The organism is Leptospira kirschneri serovar Cynopteri str. 3522 CT (assembly GCF_000243695.2).
GTDB lineage: Bacteria > Spirochaetota > Leptospiria > Leptospirales > Leptospiraceae > Leptospira > Leptospira kirschneri.
In genome coordinates this window covers 648,838-664,650 of sequence record NZ_AHMN02000004.1, presented here as the reverse complement: position 1 = coordinate 664,650, position 15,813 = coordinate 648,838, and the positions used below count along the sequence as shown (strand labels likewise).

Sequence of the window (15,813 nt, the reverse complement as noted above, 5' to 3'; positions counted from 1 at the left end):
AAAATTCAGAAACGATTCAAAGAATTCTTATTAAAATAAGAATTATGTTTAAAATGATACGATTGATTCTATATTTATTAAGTATATTCTTATATACGAATTTACTTTTTTCCGAAGGGGAAAAAAATACGGAAATTCCTTCTTATAAAGAAATTAGAAATTCGTATCTACCTTCCGACGGAACAATTTTAGATCATCATGGAAGAATTTTACAGACCATACGATGGAATGTTAGAGAAAGAAAACTTTCTTGGACGGAAGAAGGAGAAATTCCAGAAACTCTTCTACTCGCTTTACTTTTACAAGAAGACAAACGTTTTTTTGAACATTCGGGAGTAGATCGGATCGCAATTTTAGGTTCTATCAAAGATCGACTTTTTGGAAATTCAAAACGGGGTGCGAGCACTCTTTCCATGCAACTTGCCGGAATTTTTTTAGGAACGAAACCAGGACAAAGAAACATTTTTGATAAATGGGGGCAGATGGAATTCGCTCAAAAAATAGAAAAAACTTGGACTAAAAATGAAATTTTCACCGCGTATCTTAACCTAACACAATTTAGAGGAGAATTAAGAGGTCTTAGGGCTGCAAGCCGTGGACTCTTTCAAAAGGAACCGCATACGTTAAGCGATATCGAATCCATTCTATTGGTTGCGATGCTGCCTTATCCAGGAGCAAGTTCTAAAATATTGGCAAAACGAAGTTGTATCTTAGCAAAAAAAATCCAAAAAGAAGAACTCTGCGATTCCTTTGAAAGTGTGGCAAAAAAAGCCACTTCCAAAATAAACAATTTACCTTCCACCGAAGGAATTGCATATCACGCCGCACAAAAAATTTTCAGAGAAAATCCGGGAATCTTTTCTACAGACGGAAAAATTAAAACGACAATCGATTTTGATCTTCAATGGAAAATTACTGAAATTGCAAAAAACAATTTATACGGATTAAAAAAACAAAACGTCGCCGAAACAGGAATTTTAGTTTTAGATAATATATCCGGAGCTATTCTAGCTTATGTAGGAAATTTAGAAGACAGTAATTCCTTTTATGTGGACGCGATCCAGTCAAAACGACAAGCGGGGTCTACTTTAAAACCTTTTTTATACGGACTTGCGTTTGAAAAAGAAGTATTAAAACCAAATTCTATTTTAGAAGACAGTCCTACGGAATGGAATGCAGTTTCCGGAATTTATAGACCTTCCAATTATAGCGATACGTACCACGGGAATGTACAGGCCAAATACGCTTTAGCGTCCTCTTTGAATATACCGGCGATTCGAGTATTAGATCTTGTGAATGTTCCTGATTTTGTAGAAAGGCTGAGAGAGTTGGGTTTGAGCGGTCTAAAACGAGCAGATTTTTACGGATCTTCTCTGGCTTTAGGAACCGCGGATGTTACTCTTTTTGAATTGACAAACGCTTATAGAACTCTTGCAAACGGAGGAATCAGTTCGAAACCAACTTTTTTTCCATTCGAAGCCAAACAAACAATCCAAGAAAATTTCCAAGAAGGAAATTTTTGGAATCGAATTTATACTAAAAAATCTGCAGACACGTTAAGCGAAATACTATCCGATCGGGAATACCGCTCTTTATCTTTTGGATTAAACAATCATCTTAGTACAAGATTTTTTACTGCGGTTAAAACCGGAACTTCTCAAGATATGAGAGACAATTGGTGTATAGGTTATTCTAAAAAATATACCGTGGGGGTTTGGGTAGGAAACATGAACGGTAAACCAATGTGGGACGTAAGCGGGGTTACTGGAGCCGCTCCAATTTGGAATACAATCATCAATCTACTTCAAGAAAGAGAAGAACATACAAACGATTTCACTTTAAAAAAGTCTTATAATTCTCCAACTCGTCAACTGACAGAACTTTCAAAAATTCCTAAAATTTTAATTCCTGGAAACGAAACCATCTATGCTCTCGACCCGGACATACCAGACGAAAGACAAAGATTACATTTTTATGCTTCTCAATTCGGTTTCGGATTTAAGTGGATTTTAGACGGAAATACGATTCAAGAAACAAAAGAAAAAGAAGTATTTTGGAAACCGCAAAAAGGATTTCACATACTTTCTTTACAAGATCAAAACGGGAAAATCATAGATAGCGTCGTTTTTGAAGTAAGATAGTTTTTATCTTGCAGCAAACCGGCTTCCGGTTAAAATTAATCTGAACTTCTTATGAAACTATCAACCGAAACATATCTTTTATCTCCCGCATTAGAAGAGGCAATCCTGCTTGCCGAAGTGACTTCTCGTCCTTTACTATTAAAAGGAGAACCAGGAACTGGGAAATCTCTTTTAGCAGAATATTTGGCGGATCAGAGGAAACTACCTCTTTATACCTGGCACATCAAATCCATCACTCAAGCCAAAGAAGGTTTATATTTTTATGATGCAGTTTCTAGACTCAACGATTCTCGCTTTTCAGAAGATTCCGAAAAAATAAAAAACATAGAAAACTATATACGACTTGGCGCGTTGGGAGAAGCGTTTCAATTGAATCAAAAATCGATTGTACTCATAGATGAGATCGACAAAGCAGACATAGAATTTCCGAACGATCTACTTTTAGAATTGGATCGGATGGAATTTTATATTCCTGAGATTTCCAAACGAATCCAAGCACAACATCGTCCTTTAACTATCATTACCTCTAATAACGAAAAGGAATTACCTGCCGCATTTTTAAGAAGATGCATTTTTCATTATATAGAATTTCCGGATCCGGAATTTATGAAAAAAATCATACTTTCTCATTTTCCTGGTATAGGACATACTCTATTGATCAAAGCTTTAGAAATGTTTTATCTCATTCGTAGAATGGACGATCTCAAGAAAAAACCGGGAACGAGCGAACTTTTAGATTGGATACAAATCTTAGTACACCAAGGAGCGGTTTTAAAAGAAGAAGTTCGAATTCCATTTTTAGGAGCGCTTATCAAAAACGAGGAGGATCTGAGATTGTTCAGAAACTAAAATGTTTATCCCTTTTTTTTACAGACTCAAATCAGAAGGAATTCCTGTCACTACGGGAGAATTTTTGGATTTTCTAAAGTTTGTAGATTACTATACAACTCATAAAAAAGCATGGATCGGTTTAAACGAACTCTATCGATTTTCAAGAGCTTGTATGGTAAAAGATATAAAATATTTTGACACATTTGATTTAGTATTCTCCGAGATATTTGGAGAAAAGGGCGCTTTAAAACCAGAACTCAAACAGGAATTGTCAGATTGGTTAAATCAAATATTCGATAATCCTAATAAACTTCCTCCTTCTTTAATTCCTCCGGATCAACTCTTGGAAGAACTAAAAAAAAGACTCGAAGAACAAAAAGGAGAACATCACGGAGGAAATAAGTGGGTCGGAACGGGCGGGTCTTCTCCCTTTGGACACGGGGGAAAAAATCCGGAGGGGGTTAGAATAGACGGGGAGGCCGGTAATCGTTCCGCTATTTTCCAAGCATTAGAAAGACGTTATAGAGAATATAGAACCGACGAACAATTAGATGTTCGTCAAATCAAAACTGCTCTCAAAAAGTTAAGAAACTTAAAAAAGGAAGGAGTTTCGGAGTTTCATCTTCCGAAAACGATTGATTCCACTTGTAGAAATGCGGGAGATATACAGATCGAATTTGAGCGTTCTAGAAAAAACGGACTCAAAGTTCTATTGTTGATGGATACTGGAGGAAGTATGACTTCTCACGCGGAAAGAGTGAATAAACTCTTTTCGGCAAGTCATCAAATCAATCACTTCAAGGAATTTCATTATTATTATTTTCATAATATAATATATGACGCGTTATATCCCAAAGCGAATATGAGAACCCCGATCTCTCTACAAAGAATATTTAAAAAACACAGTGAAGATACAAAGTTGATTCTTATTGGGGACGCGTATATGGCTCCGTACGAGTTGTTAGATCCTACATACGGATATTATCATAGTCGGTTTCGGATGGACTTTAGACTTCCTGAAAATCCAGAATCCGGTTTGGATTCTTTAAAACGAATTCGAAGACATTTTAGGGACTCAATCTGGTTAAACCCAGAACCTATAAAATATTGGGATGCTCCAACGATCCGAGAAATTGGAAATCAGATTCCTATGTATTTCCTTTCTTTGGACGGACTGGAAAAGGGAATAAAAAAATTACTCAATTCAATTTAAAAAAGTTTTATATTCTAATATATTAAATGTACAATTTAATTGAAAAGTAATCTTTTTAGATTTTATAAAAACTCCTTCAGCTGTTGTAATTTACTACTCGAGCGTATGAAAATAGTAACAAGTTATTAACGGTAGAATTTGCAAAAAAAATAGCAGTATCTAAAAAATGCCGCAAATTCTGGATTTACGGCATTTTAGAGCAGGACAAAAACACAAAACATTCAAATTTTTGAAACAATCTAATCTTATTCTATTCAATGTGAGTTCGATATAACGCGAAAGGGATCGATGAATGAAATAAAGCACAACGCTCTCTATGAATCGCGTTGGAAACTAAAGCAAAACGCTTTTTACGAAAGCGTTAACTCAGCACAACGCTTTCCTAAGGGTCGCGTTGTGGAATCAAGTTATTGGTATTTTATGAAAATTGAATCAGATTCTGTAGTTTCACAATAACTTGACCGAAGCTAAAGAGCCTGGTCCGGCTGCCTGTGGCAAGCCGGATTCGCCCTAATTTTATTACGTCGAAACAGGGCTTTGTAATAAAAATTTATTTTTTACGGAAAAATCAGATTTTTATAAAACGAATTTATTACGTTTTGCTCACGTTAATTAAAATTAACTTTTGTATAAACTTAAAAGAGAGTAGATAGTTTGAATATGCGGAATTTCTAAATTATTTTTTTCGGCAATCCGAATTGTATTTCCAAGAATCGCTTCAATTTCCATAGGTCTACCGGCTTCGAAATCTAAAAGCATACTGGTTTTATAAGGTTTCATCGTTTCTGTCATTTGTAAAAATGCATCTATCTGAGTTGTTGGAACTTCCGCTCCGTCCAATTTAGAAAGGGTTTGCACCTCTTTCATAATTTCAATTACGAGTTTACGACTGAATAAATTATCTAAAATTTCTGAAGTGTTTTTACCACCACAAAGAACACTAATCGGATTGAACGGTGCGTTCCACATCAGTTTTTTCCAACGAGTTTGACGGATTGTATTCGTATTTTGTGTAGGAACTCCCACACTATTAAAAAGCCCCACTAATTGATCACAGATAAAAGAAGGATTTCTGTTCCAAGATCCAATTGTCAATTCTCCATAATCCAAATGAAGAATTTTTCCGGTATCAGTCCGATTAGCGCATACAAAAGCAAGTCCGCTTAAAATTTCATTTTCAGGATAAAGAATAGAAACCGGTTCTTCTATATCGATTCCATTTTGCAAAAGCAAGATTGGTAGATTTTGAGGAATTGTTTCTCCCAAAATTTTTTTTAGATCAATATCAGGAAGACATTTCAAGCAGTTTAAAACCAGATTGTAGTCTTTTAAGTTTTTGGGAACACTTTCAAAAACCTTTTCTACTTTATAATGAAAATTTCCCCAAGAGGCGCTTTCGATTTGAAAACCGTTCTTTTTTAATTCGGAAGAGTTTTTTCGAACCCAAAAATCTACCTTACAACCTGCTTGTGCAAGTTTGCCGGCGTATAAACCGGCTATAGCACCAGAACCTAAAACTAAAATTCGAAACAAACTATCCCGCCTGTGAAAACTTTCTTTCTATCTTTTTTAAAATTTCAGTGATCGCCTGCACGTAACCGTCGTAAACTCCACGGTCATAATCGTTCAAAGAACGATAGTTTAAACCTTGTACTTCTTTTAAATGTTTTCTCAATTCGTCGTCTACATAATTTTTACGGATATATAGAGTTTCGAATACTTTCGGATGCATCGTTTACCTCTTTTTTAGAATATAATAAAATAAGAAAATTCAAAAAAATCAATGCAAAATCATCTTTCTAAAATGTTTGGATTTAAGCCAAACATTTGCTTGTTTATAGTGTAAAAACTTTTTTTCCAACTTTTTAAATTCTTTTCCGTGTATTACGTTTCTGCCCTTTTTTCTGACAACCGGAAAGTAGACGTGCAGTAATTCATGAAATACTATGTATTCTAAAACGAAGTCCGGAACGGATTGAATGGATAAAATGGGATTGATTACGATCATATTATGTGTTGGATCGTAGTGTCCAAGCCTTGTGGTCGATTTAGACTTTCCCCAAAAAATTTCTAAATTAGAAAGATCTATCTTCAAATAAGAATCATTGAGTTTTTCTAAAATGTCTCTCAGTTTTTTATTTTGAGAAGAAGAGCGTTGAACTTGTTTTCGATTTCTGTTCGAATTTATTTTTTGATCGGTATGATTTTCGTAAAACCTACGGATCGCTTCTTCCAATTGATCCGGAATCGGATGTTTCAACAATTTAAATAAAAGTAAATCGATCACCGATTGTAAAGTTTCCGGCTCAGAATTTAAATAAGAAGAATGAATTTTAAATTCTAATTTTTCGGAAGAAACTCGAATTGAACTTCCTAAATTGGAGTAAGGATAAAATTTAATTTCAAATTTTTTTCCTTTCAAAAATGTTCCGTTTGGAAGTTTAGAAAATTCAAATATTCTTTTTTCTAAAATGTTTAGAACAAAAGAGGATTCGATCTTTTCGGTTCGATTTTGGAACGTAGAAAACATAAAGTTTTTAGTTTCCAAAGTAGTCTTGAATCCTAGAAAAAGAATCGTTTGTATTTTTTACAAAAGAATCTTGATTTGCAAAAGAATTTTTAGAAACGGATTTTCCAGACATCAGTTTTAACTCATAAACTTTTTCGGGAAATTGAATTTCATTTAAAAAACGAGAAAGTTTTGTATAATACGGTCCAGATCTGGATTGAGCCAAAGAAGGTCTAGTAAAATACAATTCTTTTCTGGCTCTTGTGATCGCCACGTAAAAAAGTCTTCTTTCTTCTTCAATATTCGAGTTTTTACTGGAAGGAAAAATTCCTTCGGTTGTATTTAAAACAAACACAAGATCGAACTCTAATCCTTTTGCAGAATGGACCGTAGATAAATTAAGTAGGTCCGAATCTGTGTCATCCGGTTTCATTTTATCTAAACTTAAAGAAGTAGGATCCATCGTGAGATCCGATAAAAAATCGTTTAAAGAATTATATTTCAGTGAAAATCCCAAAACCGCATCCAAGTCTTCCGATCTTCGTTTGGAATCGTCGTAATTTTTTTCCAAAAGAACCCGATAGTAATCTATAAACTCAGAAACCATTTTTTTTACTTCGGAGTGGTTTTCCTTATACTTTTGATAAAGATTATAGAGAGGATAAATATATTTACCGATCGTGGTTTCATTTTCTTCGGAAAGCACTTCGAAAGAACCGGATGACTTTCGAATCTTATCTAAAATAGAATTGGCCTTCGCGTTTCCAATCCCTGGAATTAATTTTAAAGTCCGAATCCAAGAAACAGAATCTAGGGGATTTACAAGTAATTTTAACAAAGAAAGTAAGTCTTTGATATGAGCGGTTTCAACAAACTTTTTTCCACCGAATTTCACAAAAGGAATATTCCGTTTTGCGAGTACAAGTTCGAGTTGATTTGAATTCCACCCAGCGCGAAAAAGAACACACATTTTTTGAAACGGAATTCCTTCCTCTCTTTTTTCTAAAAGAATTTTGGAAATTCCTTCCGCTTCTTCCAATTCATCTTCGAATTGTAGAACTTGCGGAATTGGACCATTCTCGTTATCCGTAAAAAGATATTTGTCGTATTTTTCCGAAAAATTTCTAAGTACTTCGTTTGCGAGATTTAAAATGGAAGGTGTGCTTCTATAATTTTTTTCTAAAAAGATCGTTTTTGTATTTGGGAATATTTTAGGAAAATCTAAAATACCTCTGACGGAAGCTCCTCGAAACGTATAAATACACTGAGCGTCGTCTCCAACCACCATCAAATTGGAATGTTCCGAAGCAAGAAGACACGCTATATGTGCTTGTATTTTATTTGTATCTTGAAATTCATCTACCATGATAAATCTGTATTTTTCGGAAAGTGCGTTTCTGACCCCTGGATGATTAGCAAGAAGGTCTCTGGTAAAATAGAGTAGGTCGTCGTAATCTAAAAGAGATCGTTCTTTTTTATAAGACTTGTAGTCTTCAAAAATTTGAGAAATGTCTTTGACCTTTTGTATAAATAAAGGATAATCTTTTTCTAATATACTAGGAAGCGATTTTCCTGTATTTTGAATTTCGCTGTGGATGGATACTAAGGTTTCATTGGAAGGAAACCTAGATTTAGTTTTACCGAAATTTTTTTCGTTTCTTAAAAATTGAAACACATCTAGACAATCAGATTCATCTAAAATTGTAAACCCAGAAGAAATGTCTAAAACGGGAGCGAATTTTCTCAAAACTCCGTTACAAAAAGAATGAAAAGTTCCACCTTGAACTTCGGAGCATTTTTTATTACCGATCGTAGAAGCCCTGAGAATCATTTCTCTGGCGGCTTTTCTAGAAAAAGTAAGTAACAAAATGGAAGACGCCGGGACACCGGAAGAAACCAATTGTGCTAATCGACTAACAATGGTTTTAGTTTTGCCTGTACCTGCACCTGCTAAAACGAGTACTGGCCCGTCCTGAGTCAGTACCGCTTCCATTTGAGCCGGATTTAGTTCTTCTTTCCAAGACACTTCAATGATGGTGATGCCCACCTTCTCCGTGAACGTGTCCGTGTGAAATTTCTTCTTGAGTAGCTTCTCGAATTCCTGTAAGTTCTACATCGAAAACCAAATCTACACCAGCGAGTGGATGATTTCCATCTACGATAACGGATTCCTCTTGAAGTTCTGTAATTGTAAAAACCTTATCTGGTTCGTCAGTTTGAAACATCATTCCTACTTGTAAATCTTCGTTGGGAGGAAACTGAGATCTAGGAACGTCGAAAATAAGATCAGGATCTTTTATACCATAGGCCCTTTCTGCAGAAACATTGATTTTTCTCTTTTCGCCTGTTTCCATTTTTTTCATCTCTTCTTCCAAACCGGAAATGATATTCCCAACCCCTTCTAGATAGGAAAGTGGAGCCTTGCCCTCGGAAGAATCGATCAAATTGCCTTCAGTATCGTGAAGTGTGTAATGAAAAGTAACTACTCTAGATTTCATGGAGAGCTCCAAATGGGGATAAAATCAAAATTCTGGTAGGAATCTGAATCGTTTCAGAGTAAATTGAGTGCGGTTTAACTCAATCAGAATTTTATTTTAGAATCGTAATGAAAATAGAATTTATCTTGTTCTCGTTCTTTAAGAAATGTTTCAATTCGATTGGATAAAAAAAACCAAGAATCCCGAGCAAAGATTTCACGGAATCGATTGGAAAACGAAAGACAATCGTTTTCCGCAAGTCTTGAATCCCCTGTATGATCTAAAAGTAAATTATAAGAAATAACTAAGACGTTTTTTTCTAAATTGTTAGCCAAAGAAGTTTCTAAAACTTTACGAGGTTCTTGAATTAGAATCTTTTTTTTTAATCCATTTTTTGTTACAAATAAAAAGGGCTTCTCCAGCTTTGAGGAAATAATGTCACCTGAATATATCTTCATACATTCTCCCTAAAGGCTAAAAATTCCGGGACGGAATCCAAACCATCATCTATTGATTTTGGTTCGGACCCTATCCCAGCAAACGAGCTAGCATTTGAAAGATATTCCGGAAAAACAAGGGTACTTGAGGAGAATGCTATTCCGGAATCATTCCTGCAAAGAGCCCGGTTCTTCGCTAAAGAATGGATTGAATTAACTATTACATAGTTTTGAAATAAATTCAACAATATTTTTACATAAAATTGTATTAATTTTTATTTTTTAATTAAATTATAGATTAAATTGTTATTATCTGCACTTTTAAGTCTTAGAGAAGTTGTTTTGTGTAAGAAATCCTTTCCAATTTGAATTCCATCAGTTCTTAAAAGAATTTTTTCGGAAAAAAAACGAATCAGCTTTAAATTTCCAGACTTTTTAGCTAAAACTAAAACGGATCTGGATAATTTCAAATCTCCTGGATTTAAAATGGAAGCTCTTGCGTATTGAAAACACGCTTTCTGAAAATTTCCGCTTTGTAGAAATTCATTTCCTTTTCGAATCAAAACTTCAGATTCGGAAAAATTCTTTTTAAAAACGGTTTCAGGACCAATTTGAATTCTTAAAAAGCTTAGATCGTCTGAAAGAGTGCCTTTTTCTTGGATCTTAAATTCTAAATCCTCAAGTTTCGGAATCGAATTTTGAATAAGTTTAAAGAATAGATCTGGAACCGATGACTTTTGTTTTCGAGAAGAATGAAACGGATCTTGTATGTATAAATCTTCTCTGCCATCTGAACCGTAAAGAATGGTATCCCCTGGCAAAAGTTTATAATATTCAATTTTTATTTTAGAATCTGAATCCGGAAAACCTATCTTACGCAGAACCGCGGTTTCTTTTAAATAACTTGTTTTACCATTGCGAGAAAGAACGATCGGAGGATGTTCACAGTTGATAAAAAATAAATCACCTGTAGAAATTTGATACAACGATAAAATCCCGGAAACGAGCATACTACCGTCAAAAGATTCAAAAACCGCTTGAAGATTAGAATAAAGTAGGAAAAGCCAATTTTCAGGATTTCTAAATTCATAATCCTGTGTTTGTAAAAAACTTTTTACGATAGAACAAAAGATCAACGCTCCGCTTGCACCTTGCAAAGATTTTCCCATCGCATCCGCGTTGATCAAAACCTGATATTCAACTCCGGATATAAATGCGCTTTCTCTGAGTACTACGTCTCCTCCGATCTCATAAGATCGATTCTTAAATTGAAAATTTTTATATTGTTTTCTATGTATATCTATTTGTGCATAATTGGTTTCTAAATTTTTAGATAAAAAGGGTTGGAAAAGAAGTGTGATTAAAAAGTAATCTCCATCTTGTTGTTCTTTCAGATTTTTTACTTCTTCCAAACTAGAAGAAAGTTCCTTAGTTCTTTCTCGAATTGCAGTTTCTAACACGGAATTCCAAGACTTTAATTTTTCCTTCATCTTCACAAATTTATTCGCGAGTATAAGAGTCAAAAATCCTAAAAACCCAGAAACACCCAATCCGGAAAGTCGAATCATTTTCAACATCCCTCTTTGAGAAAATACGTCTATCCCTACACAGATCAGTAAAAATAAGATCCCTAAAAAAATGGTTCTGGATTCGAAACTTTTCTTTAAATTCGGAATCAAAATTCTTAAACTCAAATATACAAATCCTATCCAAGAAATTTGTAAAGCATATCGATTGATTGCGTCCAAATCAAAAACGCTTTCCGCGCACAAAATCCAAAAGAATAGAAACAATACCGTAATTTCTAAAAAGATTTGAAACCGGCCTTTAACTTTTCCAAACAGTGAGTTTAAGAATCTGCAAAACAATGGAAATAAAAATACAAGAAAGGAATATTCTACTTTCTTTAAGTATATAATTTTAAAACCGGTAAAATATTTTAGATCTGAAAGGGAAGCCTGAAATAAAGAAAATAGAATTAAAAAAAATCCGAAATAAAAATTTTCTCCGTATTTTTTTTCTCTCCAAGAAAGAAACAAAAAGAAACCTCCGATCAACAAAAAGGAACCAAAAATCAAAAGTCCTCCGATTTCGCGTAGATAAAACCGTTTCCAGATCGTTGTGGAAGGTCCGATTTCCAATTGCCCTGACAATATTCCGTATTCGTAATCGAAATAAGGTCTTATGAAAATTAGTATTTCATTTTTTTGGAATATTTTATTTTCGGAAATAGAATAAATTCTAGTTCGATCGTAACCTTGGGGAATTGAATTCTTATAGTCAGAAAATAATTCCTCCGAGAGCTCCTGTCCGTTCCAATACACTCGAACTTGATCTGAAATTTTTCCTAAAGAAATAGAAAACGATGTGTCTGCTACATTTCTAAAATCAAATCGTTTTCGAAGTAAAATTTCTCCGTTAGACGGATTCCATTTTATAAAGTCGTTGAGATTAGAAGGAATTGGAACCGGTTTCCATAATTCGGTATTCTCTTTCGTGTACTGATTTATGAGTAAATGATCCGATTGAGGACCTATATAAATCTCCCAGTTGTCGGCTAAGTTTTGTAAATTGGTTTCGGGTTGTAATTGGGAAATACAATTGAAATACAGTAAAAACGATAAGATTATAATAAATTTTTGATACAATGAATTCTCCTCCTTCCTCTTTTGTACGGTTCTTCGTACGATTCGGAGGAGAACATCAAATTGGAAAAAATTTTGAATCCGTTTTTATATGAGTTCGATTTTTCTGTTAAATCCTTAAAATGTGGGAACTCTTACAAATCCGGATTTTACTGTTAAATTTTCAATTTACGCCGATTTCAATCGCGGCTTCAAATCCTTCCAGCATAGCACGTTTTGCGTCGATTCCAGAAGCGTCTTTGGCGCCTCCGATCAAATACGATGGAATTTCCGGAACTTTGGACTTAAATTCTTCGTAAAGTGAAACTTCGCTCAGTTGTCCCGCACAAAGAATGATAGAATCACATTCAATCGTTTGTGCACCATCTTTTTTAGTTTCTACCACAAGTCCTTGATCCGTAACTTCTTTATAACTTAAAGAAGTATAAAATCCTACTTCCTTTGATTCTAATTCTTGAAGTAAAGCCCAAGCGGTAGTCGCTCCCAGTCCAGAACCGATTTTTCCGGATCTTCGAAAGATTGAAACTTTGCGGTTCGATTTTTCTTTTTGAATTTGTGTATTCGTATAAGACGTTACATTGTAACGATGAAAGTAAGAATCGATAGTAGGGGAATCTTCTTCCGTAAGTTTATGAGCTACGTCACAACCAATTCCTCCTCCTCCTATAATCGCAACCTTGTTTCCAGGTTGAAACTTTCCGGAAAGATAATCCACATAGGACGCGGTTTTCTTTTTTTCGATTCCAGGAAGATGAAATTCTCTCGGTTTAACCCCGGTCGCAAAAATTACTGCATCCGGTTTGAGAGCGAGAATGCTGTCTAACGTAGCATGATGGCCAAAGTGAATTTCCACTCCTAAATTTTTAAGTTCATTTTTGAAATAACGTATCGTTTCTAAAAATTCAGATTTACCCGGAATCTGAGCGGCCAGATTGAGTTGCCCTCCGATTTTATCTGTGGTTTCTAATACAGTTACTTTATGACCTCGAATCGCACTAATTCTTGCAGACTCAAGCCCTCCCGGCCCAGAACCTACTACAATCACGTGTTTTTTATCCGCTTTTTTTAACTTACTAAGTTCTAATTCTCTATTTGCGGAAGGATTAACTAAACAAGAGACCATCTGTTCTTTAAACGTATGATCCAGACAAGCTTGATTACAAGCAATACAAGTATTGATTCTTTCTTCCTGTTCGACTTTGATCTTATTTAGAATATCAGGATCTGCTAAAAAAGGTCTCGCCATACTTAAAATATCCGCTTCCTGATCTTTTAAAATTCTAGACATGGTTTCTGGCATGTTGACTCGGTTGGATGCAATGATAGGAATATCTTTGACTTTTGCCTTGATCTTTCCGGAAATTTTTGCCCAAGCACCTCTGGGAACGAGCATAGAAATTGTGGGAATTCTGGATTCATGCCAACCGATCCCTATATTAAGAGCGTCTGCTCCCGCTTCTTTTAATTTTTCCGCAAGAAGTATCACTTCTTCAAACGTTGGATTTCCTGGAATCAAATCGATTCCGGACATACGATAAACCACCGGAAAATCTTTTCCCACTTTTTTGCGTACGTTCTTCATCACTTCGATTGCAAAGTTCATTCTTTTTTCAGAACTTCCGCCAAAGAAATCTTCTCTATGATTGGTTACTGGAGAAAAAAATTGATTTACTAAATAACCTTCACTTCCCATTATTTCTACCGCACCAAAACCTACTTCTTTTGCTTTGAGTGCAGAATCTCCAAAATCTTCTACGGTTTTCCAAGCTTCTTCTTCGGAAAGCGCCTTTGGAATATAACGATTGATTGGAGCCCTCAATGCGGAAGGTGCCACGAGTTCTCTATGATAAGCGTATCTTCCAGCATGAAATAACTGTGCACAAAAAATACCTTTGGATTTGAGAGAATTAGCGACAACGGATAATTCCTTACAGTCTTCTTCTCTTTGAAAATTAAAAAAGATATTCGATCCTTTTCCTTCGTGATTGACTGCGATTCCGCCCGTAGTAATGAAGCTTACGCCTCCGTCAAAACGTCTACCATAGAATGCAATCATTCTATCTGCAGTCATGGGCATTCCTTCCAATCCTAAATGCATTGATCCCATTATGACTCTGTTCGGAAGAATAATGGAACCTATTTGAATCGGTTGGAAAATTTCAGAATATTTCATAACAAACCTTTTTTTATAATGAATCTTTTCCTCTACGTTGAAAACAGATTGGTAAACCGGCAAGAGAATTATTGGACGTATACTCTTTCAAAATGTGGGAACTATTACAAATCTAGATTTTACCGTTAAATCTTTAAAATGTAGGAACTATTACAAATCTAGATTTTACTCTTAAATCTTTAAAATGTAGGAACTATTACAAATCTGGATTTTACTCTTAAATCTTTAAAATGTAGGAACTATTACAAATCTAGATTTTACTCTTAGATCTTTAAAATGTGGGAACTATTACAAATCTAGATTTTACTCTTAAATCTTTAAAATGTGGGAACTATTACAAATCTAGATTTACTCTTAGATCTTTAAAATGTGGGAACTATTACAAATCTAGATTTTACTCTTAGATCTTTAAAATGTAGGAACTATTACAAATCTAGATTTTACTCTTAGATCTTTAAGTGTTCTAACTTTCAGAACAAACTCGTAGTATTATTTTTATATGTCTTTGCAGTAAATAATTTCATTGTATATTTCTTGAGAAATCCTTGTCTTTAAATTTTAAAAAAATCCTTAAAATTATTTTCTTGAATACTTATTCCTTAAATAGAATTAAAAATAATACTTAAGTAATTTATGATAAACTATTTTAATTAAATCACTTTCCATAATTCTGAAGATGCGCTATAATTTCATCAATTCAAAAAATAATATCAATTTCAATATAAACATTTAATAATATTTAAAACATTAATTTTTCTTAAATATAAAGAAATTATAAATTTATTTACAGGAGAATTATTCAGTGATTACATTCAATTTAAATATTAAACAAAACTTTTTAACTCCCAATCCACACAGTAGACCTGGAACAAAAATAAAAGAAGTAAAGGGAATCGTATTACACTGGACGGCTTCACCTAAAGCAACCGCCCAAAACATTCGAGATTATTTTGAAAGTCTAAAGGCACCGGATGGTCGATTTGCAAGCGCACACTATGCAGTAGGGCTTGTCGGAGAAATTGTACAATGTATTCCTTTAGATGAAATAGCCTATCATTGTGGAAGTAAAACGTACACTCCTGAAAAAGAAAAAAGATTAGGACCGGATAGTCCTAATTTTTATACCATCGGAATCGAACAATGTGTTCAAGACATGATCGGAAAATTCACAAAAAAAACCTTAGACAGCGCGGCCAAACTTACGGCTCAATTATGCTCTCAATACAATTTAGGAGTAGATGACTTATGGACACATCAAGGAATTGTAGGCTGGAAAGATTGTCCTCGTTGGTATAATACTCATCCGGAAGATTGGACTCGTTTTAAAAAAAAGGTAGGAGATTTATTGAAAAAACCAGAGTTCGAAAGAAAACCTTTATAAATTCTT

Annotated in this window: 12 protein-coding genes; 4 read left to right on the top strand and 8 right to left on the bottom strand. The window is 34.4% G+C overall.

Annotated elements, in window-relative coordinates; all coding sequences use genetic code 11:
* Window positions 1-53 precede the first annotated feature (53 nt).
* Genes pbpC through LEP1GSC049_RS221305 form a run of 3 tightly spaced genes read left to right on the top strand, consistent with a single transcriptional unit; the run spans window position 54 to window position 4,185 of the window.
* Window positions 54-2,141 (top strand): penicillin-binding protein 1C, encoded by a 2,088-nt coding sequence (gene pbpC / locus LEP1GSC049_RS221295; RefSeq protein ID WP_016560513.1) that lies wholly within the window; start codon window positions 54-56, stop codon window positions 2,139-2,141.
* A gap of 51 nt (window positions 2,142-2,192) precedes the next feature.
* Window positions 2,193-2,990, top strand: a complete 798-nt coding sequence (locus LEP1GSC049_RS221300) for an AAA family ATPase (protein ID WP_016560364.1) — start codon at window positions 2,193-2,195, stop codon at window positions 2,988-2,990.
* A gap of 1 nt (window position 2,991) precedes the next feature.
* Window positions 2,992-4,185: a hypothetical protein gene (locus tag LEP1GSC049_RS221305; RefSeq protein WP_004752023.1), complete on the top strand. Its 1,194-nt coding sequence runs from the start codon at window positions 2,992-2,994 to the stop codon at window positions 4,183-4,185.
* Between the two features lie 618 nt (window positions 4,186-4,803).
* Here the strand turns inward: LEP1GSC049_RS221305 and LEP1GSC049_RS221310 are convergent.
* The 8 genes from LEP1GSC049_RS221310 to LEP1GSC049_RS221345 form a co-directional block, all read right to left on the bottom strand.
* Entirely contained in the window at window positions 4,804-5,718 is a 915-nt protein-coding gene (locus tag LEP1GSC049_RS221310; RefSeq protein WP_016560411.1) for a ketopantoate reductase family protein, read from the bottom strand.
* Window position 5,719: 1 nt separating this feature from the next.
* Entirely contained in the window at window positions 5,720-5,917 is a 198-nt protein-coding gene (locus LEP1GSC049_RS221315) for a hypothetical protein (RefSeq protein WP_004751755.1), read from the bottom strand.
* A gap of 48 nt (window positions 5,918-5,965) precedes the next feature.
* The gene (locus tag LEP1GSC049_RS221320) at window positions 5,966-6,715 is read right to left on the bottom strand and encodes a SprT-like domain-containing protein (protein WP_004758908.1); all 750 of its coding nucleotides are present in this window, start codon (window positions 6,713-6,715) and stop codon (window positions 5,966-5,968) included.
* A 7-nt stretch (window positions 6,716-6,722) separates the two neighbouring features.
* The gene (locus LEP1GSC049_RS221325; RefSeq protein WP_016749907.1) at window positions 6,723-8,720 is read right to left on the bottom strand and encodes an ATP-dependent helicase; all 1,998 of its coding nucleotides are present in this window, start codon (window positions 8,718-8,720) and stop codon (window positions 6,723-6,725) included.
* A 1-nt stretch (window position 8,721) separates the two neighbouring features.
* Window positions 8,722-9,192 (bottom strand): FKBP-type peptidyl-prolyl cis-trans isomerase, encoded by a 471-nt coding sequence (locus LEP1GSC049_RS221330; RefSeq protein WP_004752554.1) that lies wholly within the window; start codon window positions 9,190-9,192, stop codon window positions 8,722-8,724.
* Window positions 9,193-9,275: 83 nt separating this feature from the next.
* Window positions 9,276-9,629 (bottom strand): LIC14007 family protein, encoded by a 354-nt coding sequence (locus LEP1GSC049_RS221335; RefSeq protein WP_016560533.1) that lies wholly within the window; start codon window positions 9,627-9,629, stop codon window positions 9,276-9,278.
* Between the two features lie 254 nt (window positions 9,630-9,883).
* Window positions 9,884-12,256, bottom strand: a complete 2,373-nt coding sequence (locus LEP1GSC049_RS221340) for a SpoIIE family protein phosphatase (RefSeq protein WP_004752275.1) — start codon at window positions 12,254-12,256, stop codon at window positions 9,884-9,886.
* 160 nt (window positions 12,257-12,416) lie between these two features.
* A complete protein-coding gene (locus LEP1GSC049_RS221345) occupies window positions 12,417-14,426 on the bottom strand; it encodes an oxidoreductase (RefSeq protein WP_025175868.1) in 2,010 nt (669 codons plus the stop codon).
* Between the two features lie 802 nt (window positions 14,427-15,228).
* Between LEP1GSC049_RS221345 and LEP1GSC049_RS221350 the strand changes: the two genes are divergently transcribed.
* The gene (locus tag LEP1GSC049_RS221350; RefSeq protein ID WP_016560367.1) at window positions 15,229-15,807 is read left to right on the top strand and encodes a peptidoglycan recognition protein family protein; all 579 of its coding nucleotides are present in this window, start codon (window positions 15,229-15,231) and stop codon (window positions 15,805-15,807) included.
* Window positions 15,808-15,813: the final 6 nt, after the last annotated feature.

What these genes read in the sequence shown, in the direction of transcription:
- LEP1GSC049_RS221300 (WP_016560364.1), top strand. Translation starts at nt 2,193, where the DNA reads ATGAAACTATCAACCGAAACATATCTTTTATCTCCCGCATTAGAAGAG.
- LEP1GSC049_RS221335 (WP_016560533.1), bottom strand. Translation starts at nt 9,629, where the DNA reads ATGAAGATATATTCAGGTGACATTATTTCCTCAAAGCTGGAGAAGCCC.
- LEP1GSC049_RS221315 (WP_004751755.1), bottom strand. Translation starts at nt 5,917, where the DNA reads ATGCATCCGAAAGTATTCGAAACTCTATATATCCGTAAAAATTATGTA.
- LEP1GSC049_RS221345 (WP_025175868.1), bottom strand. Translation starts at nt 14,426, where the DNA reads ATGAAATATTCTGAAATTTTCCAACCGATTCAAATAGGTTCCATTATT.
- LEP1GSC049_RS221330 (WP_004752554.1), bottom strand. Translation starts at nt 9,192, where the DNA reads ATGAAATCTAGAGTAGTTACTTTTCATTACACACTTCACGATACTGAA.
- LEP1GSC049_RS221305 (WP_004752023.1), top strand. Translation starts at nt 2,992, where the DNA reads ATGTTTATCCCTTTTTTTTACAGACTCAAATCAGAAGGAATTCCTGTC.
- pbpC (WP_016560513.1), top strand. Translation starts at nt 54, where the DNA reads ATGATACGATTGATTCTATATTTATTAAGTATATTCTTATATACGAAT.
- LEP1GSC049_RS221320 (WP_004758908.1), bottom strand. Translation starts at nt 6,715, where the DNA reads ATGTTTTCTACGTTCCAAAATCGAACCGAAAAGATCGAATCCTCTTTT.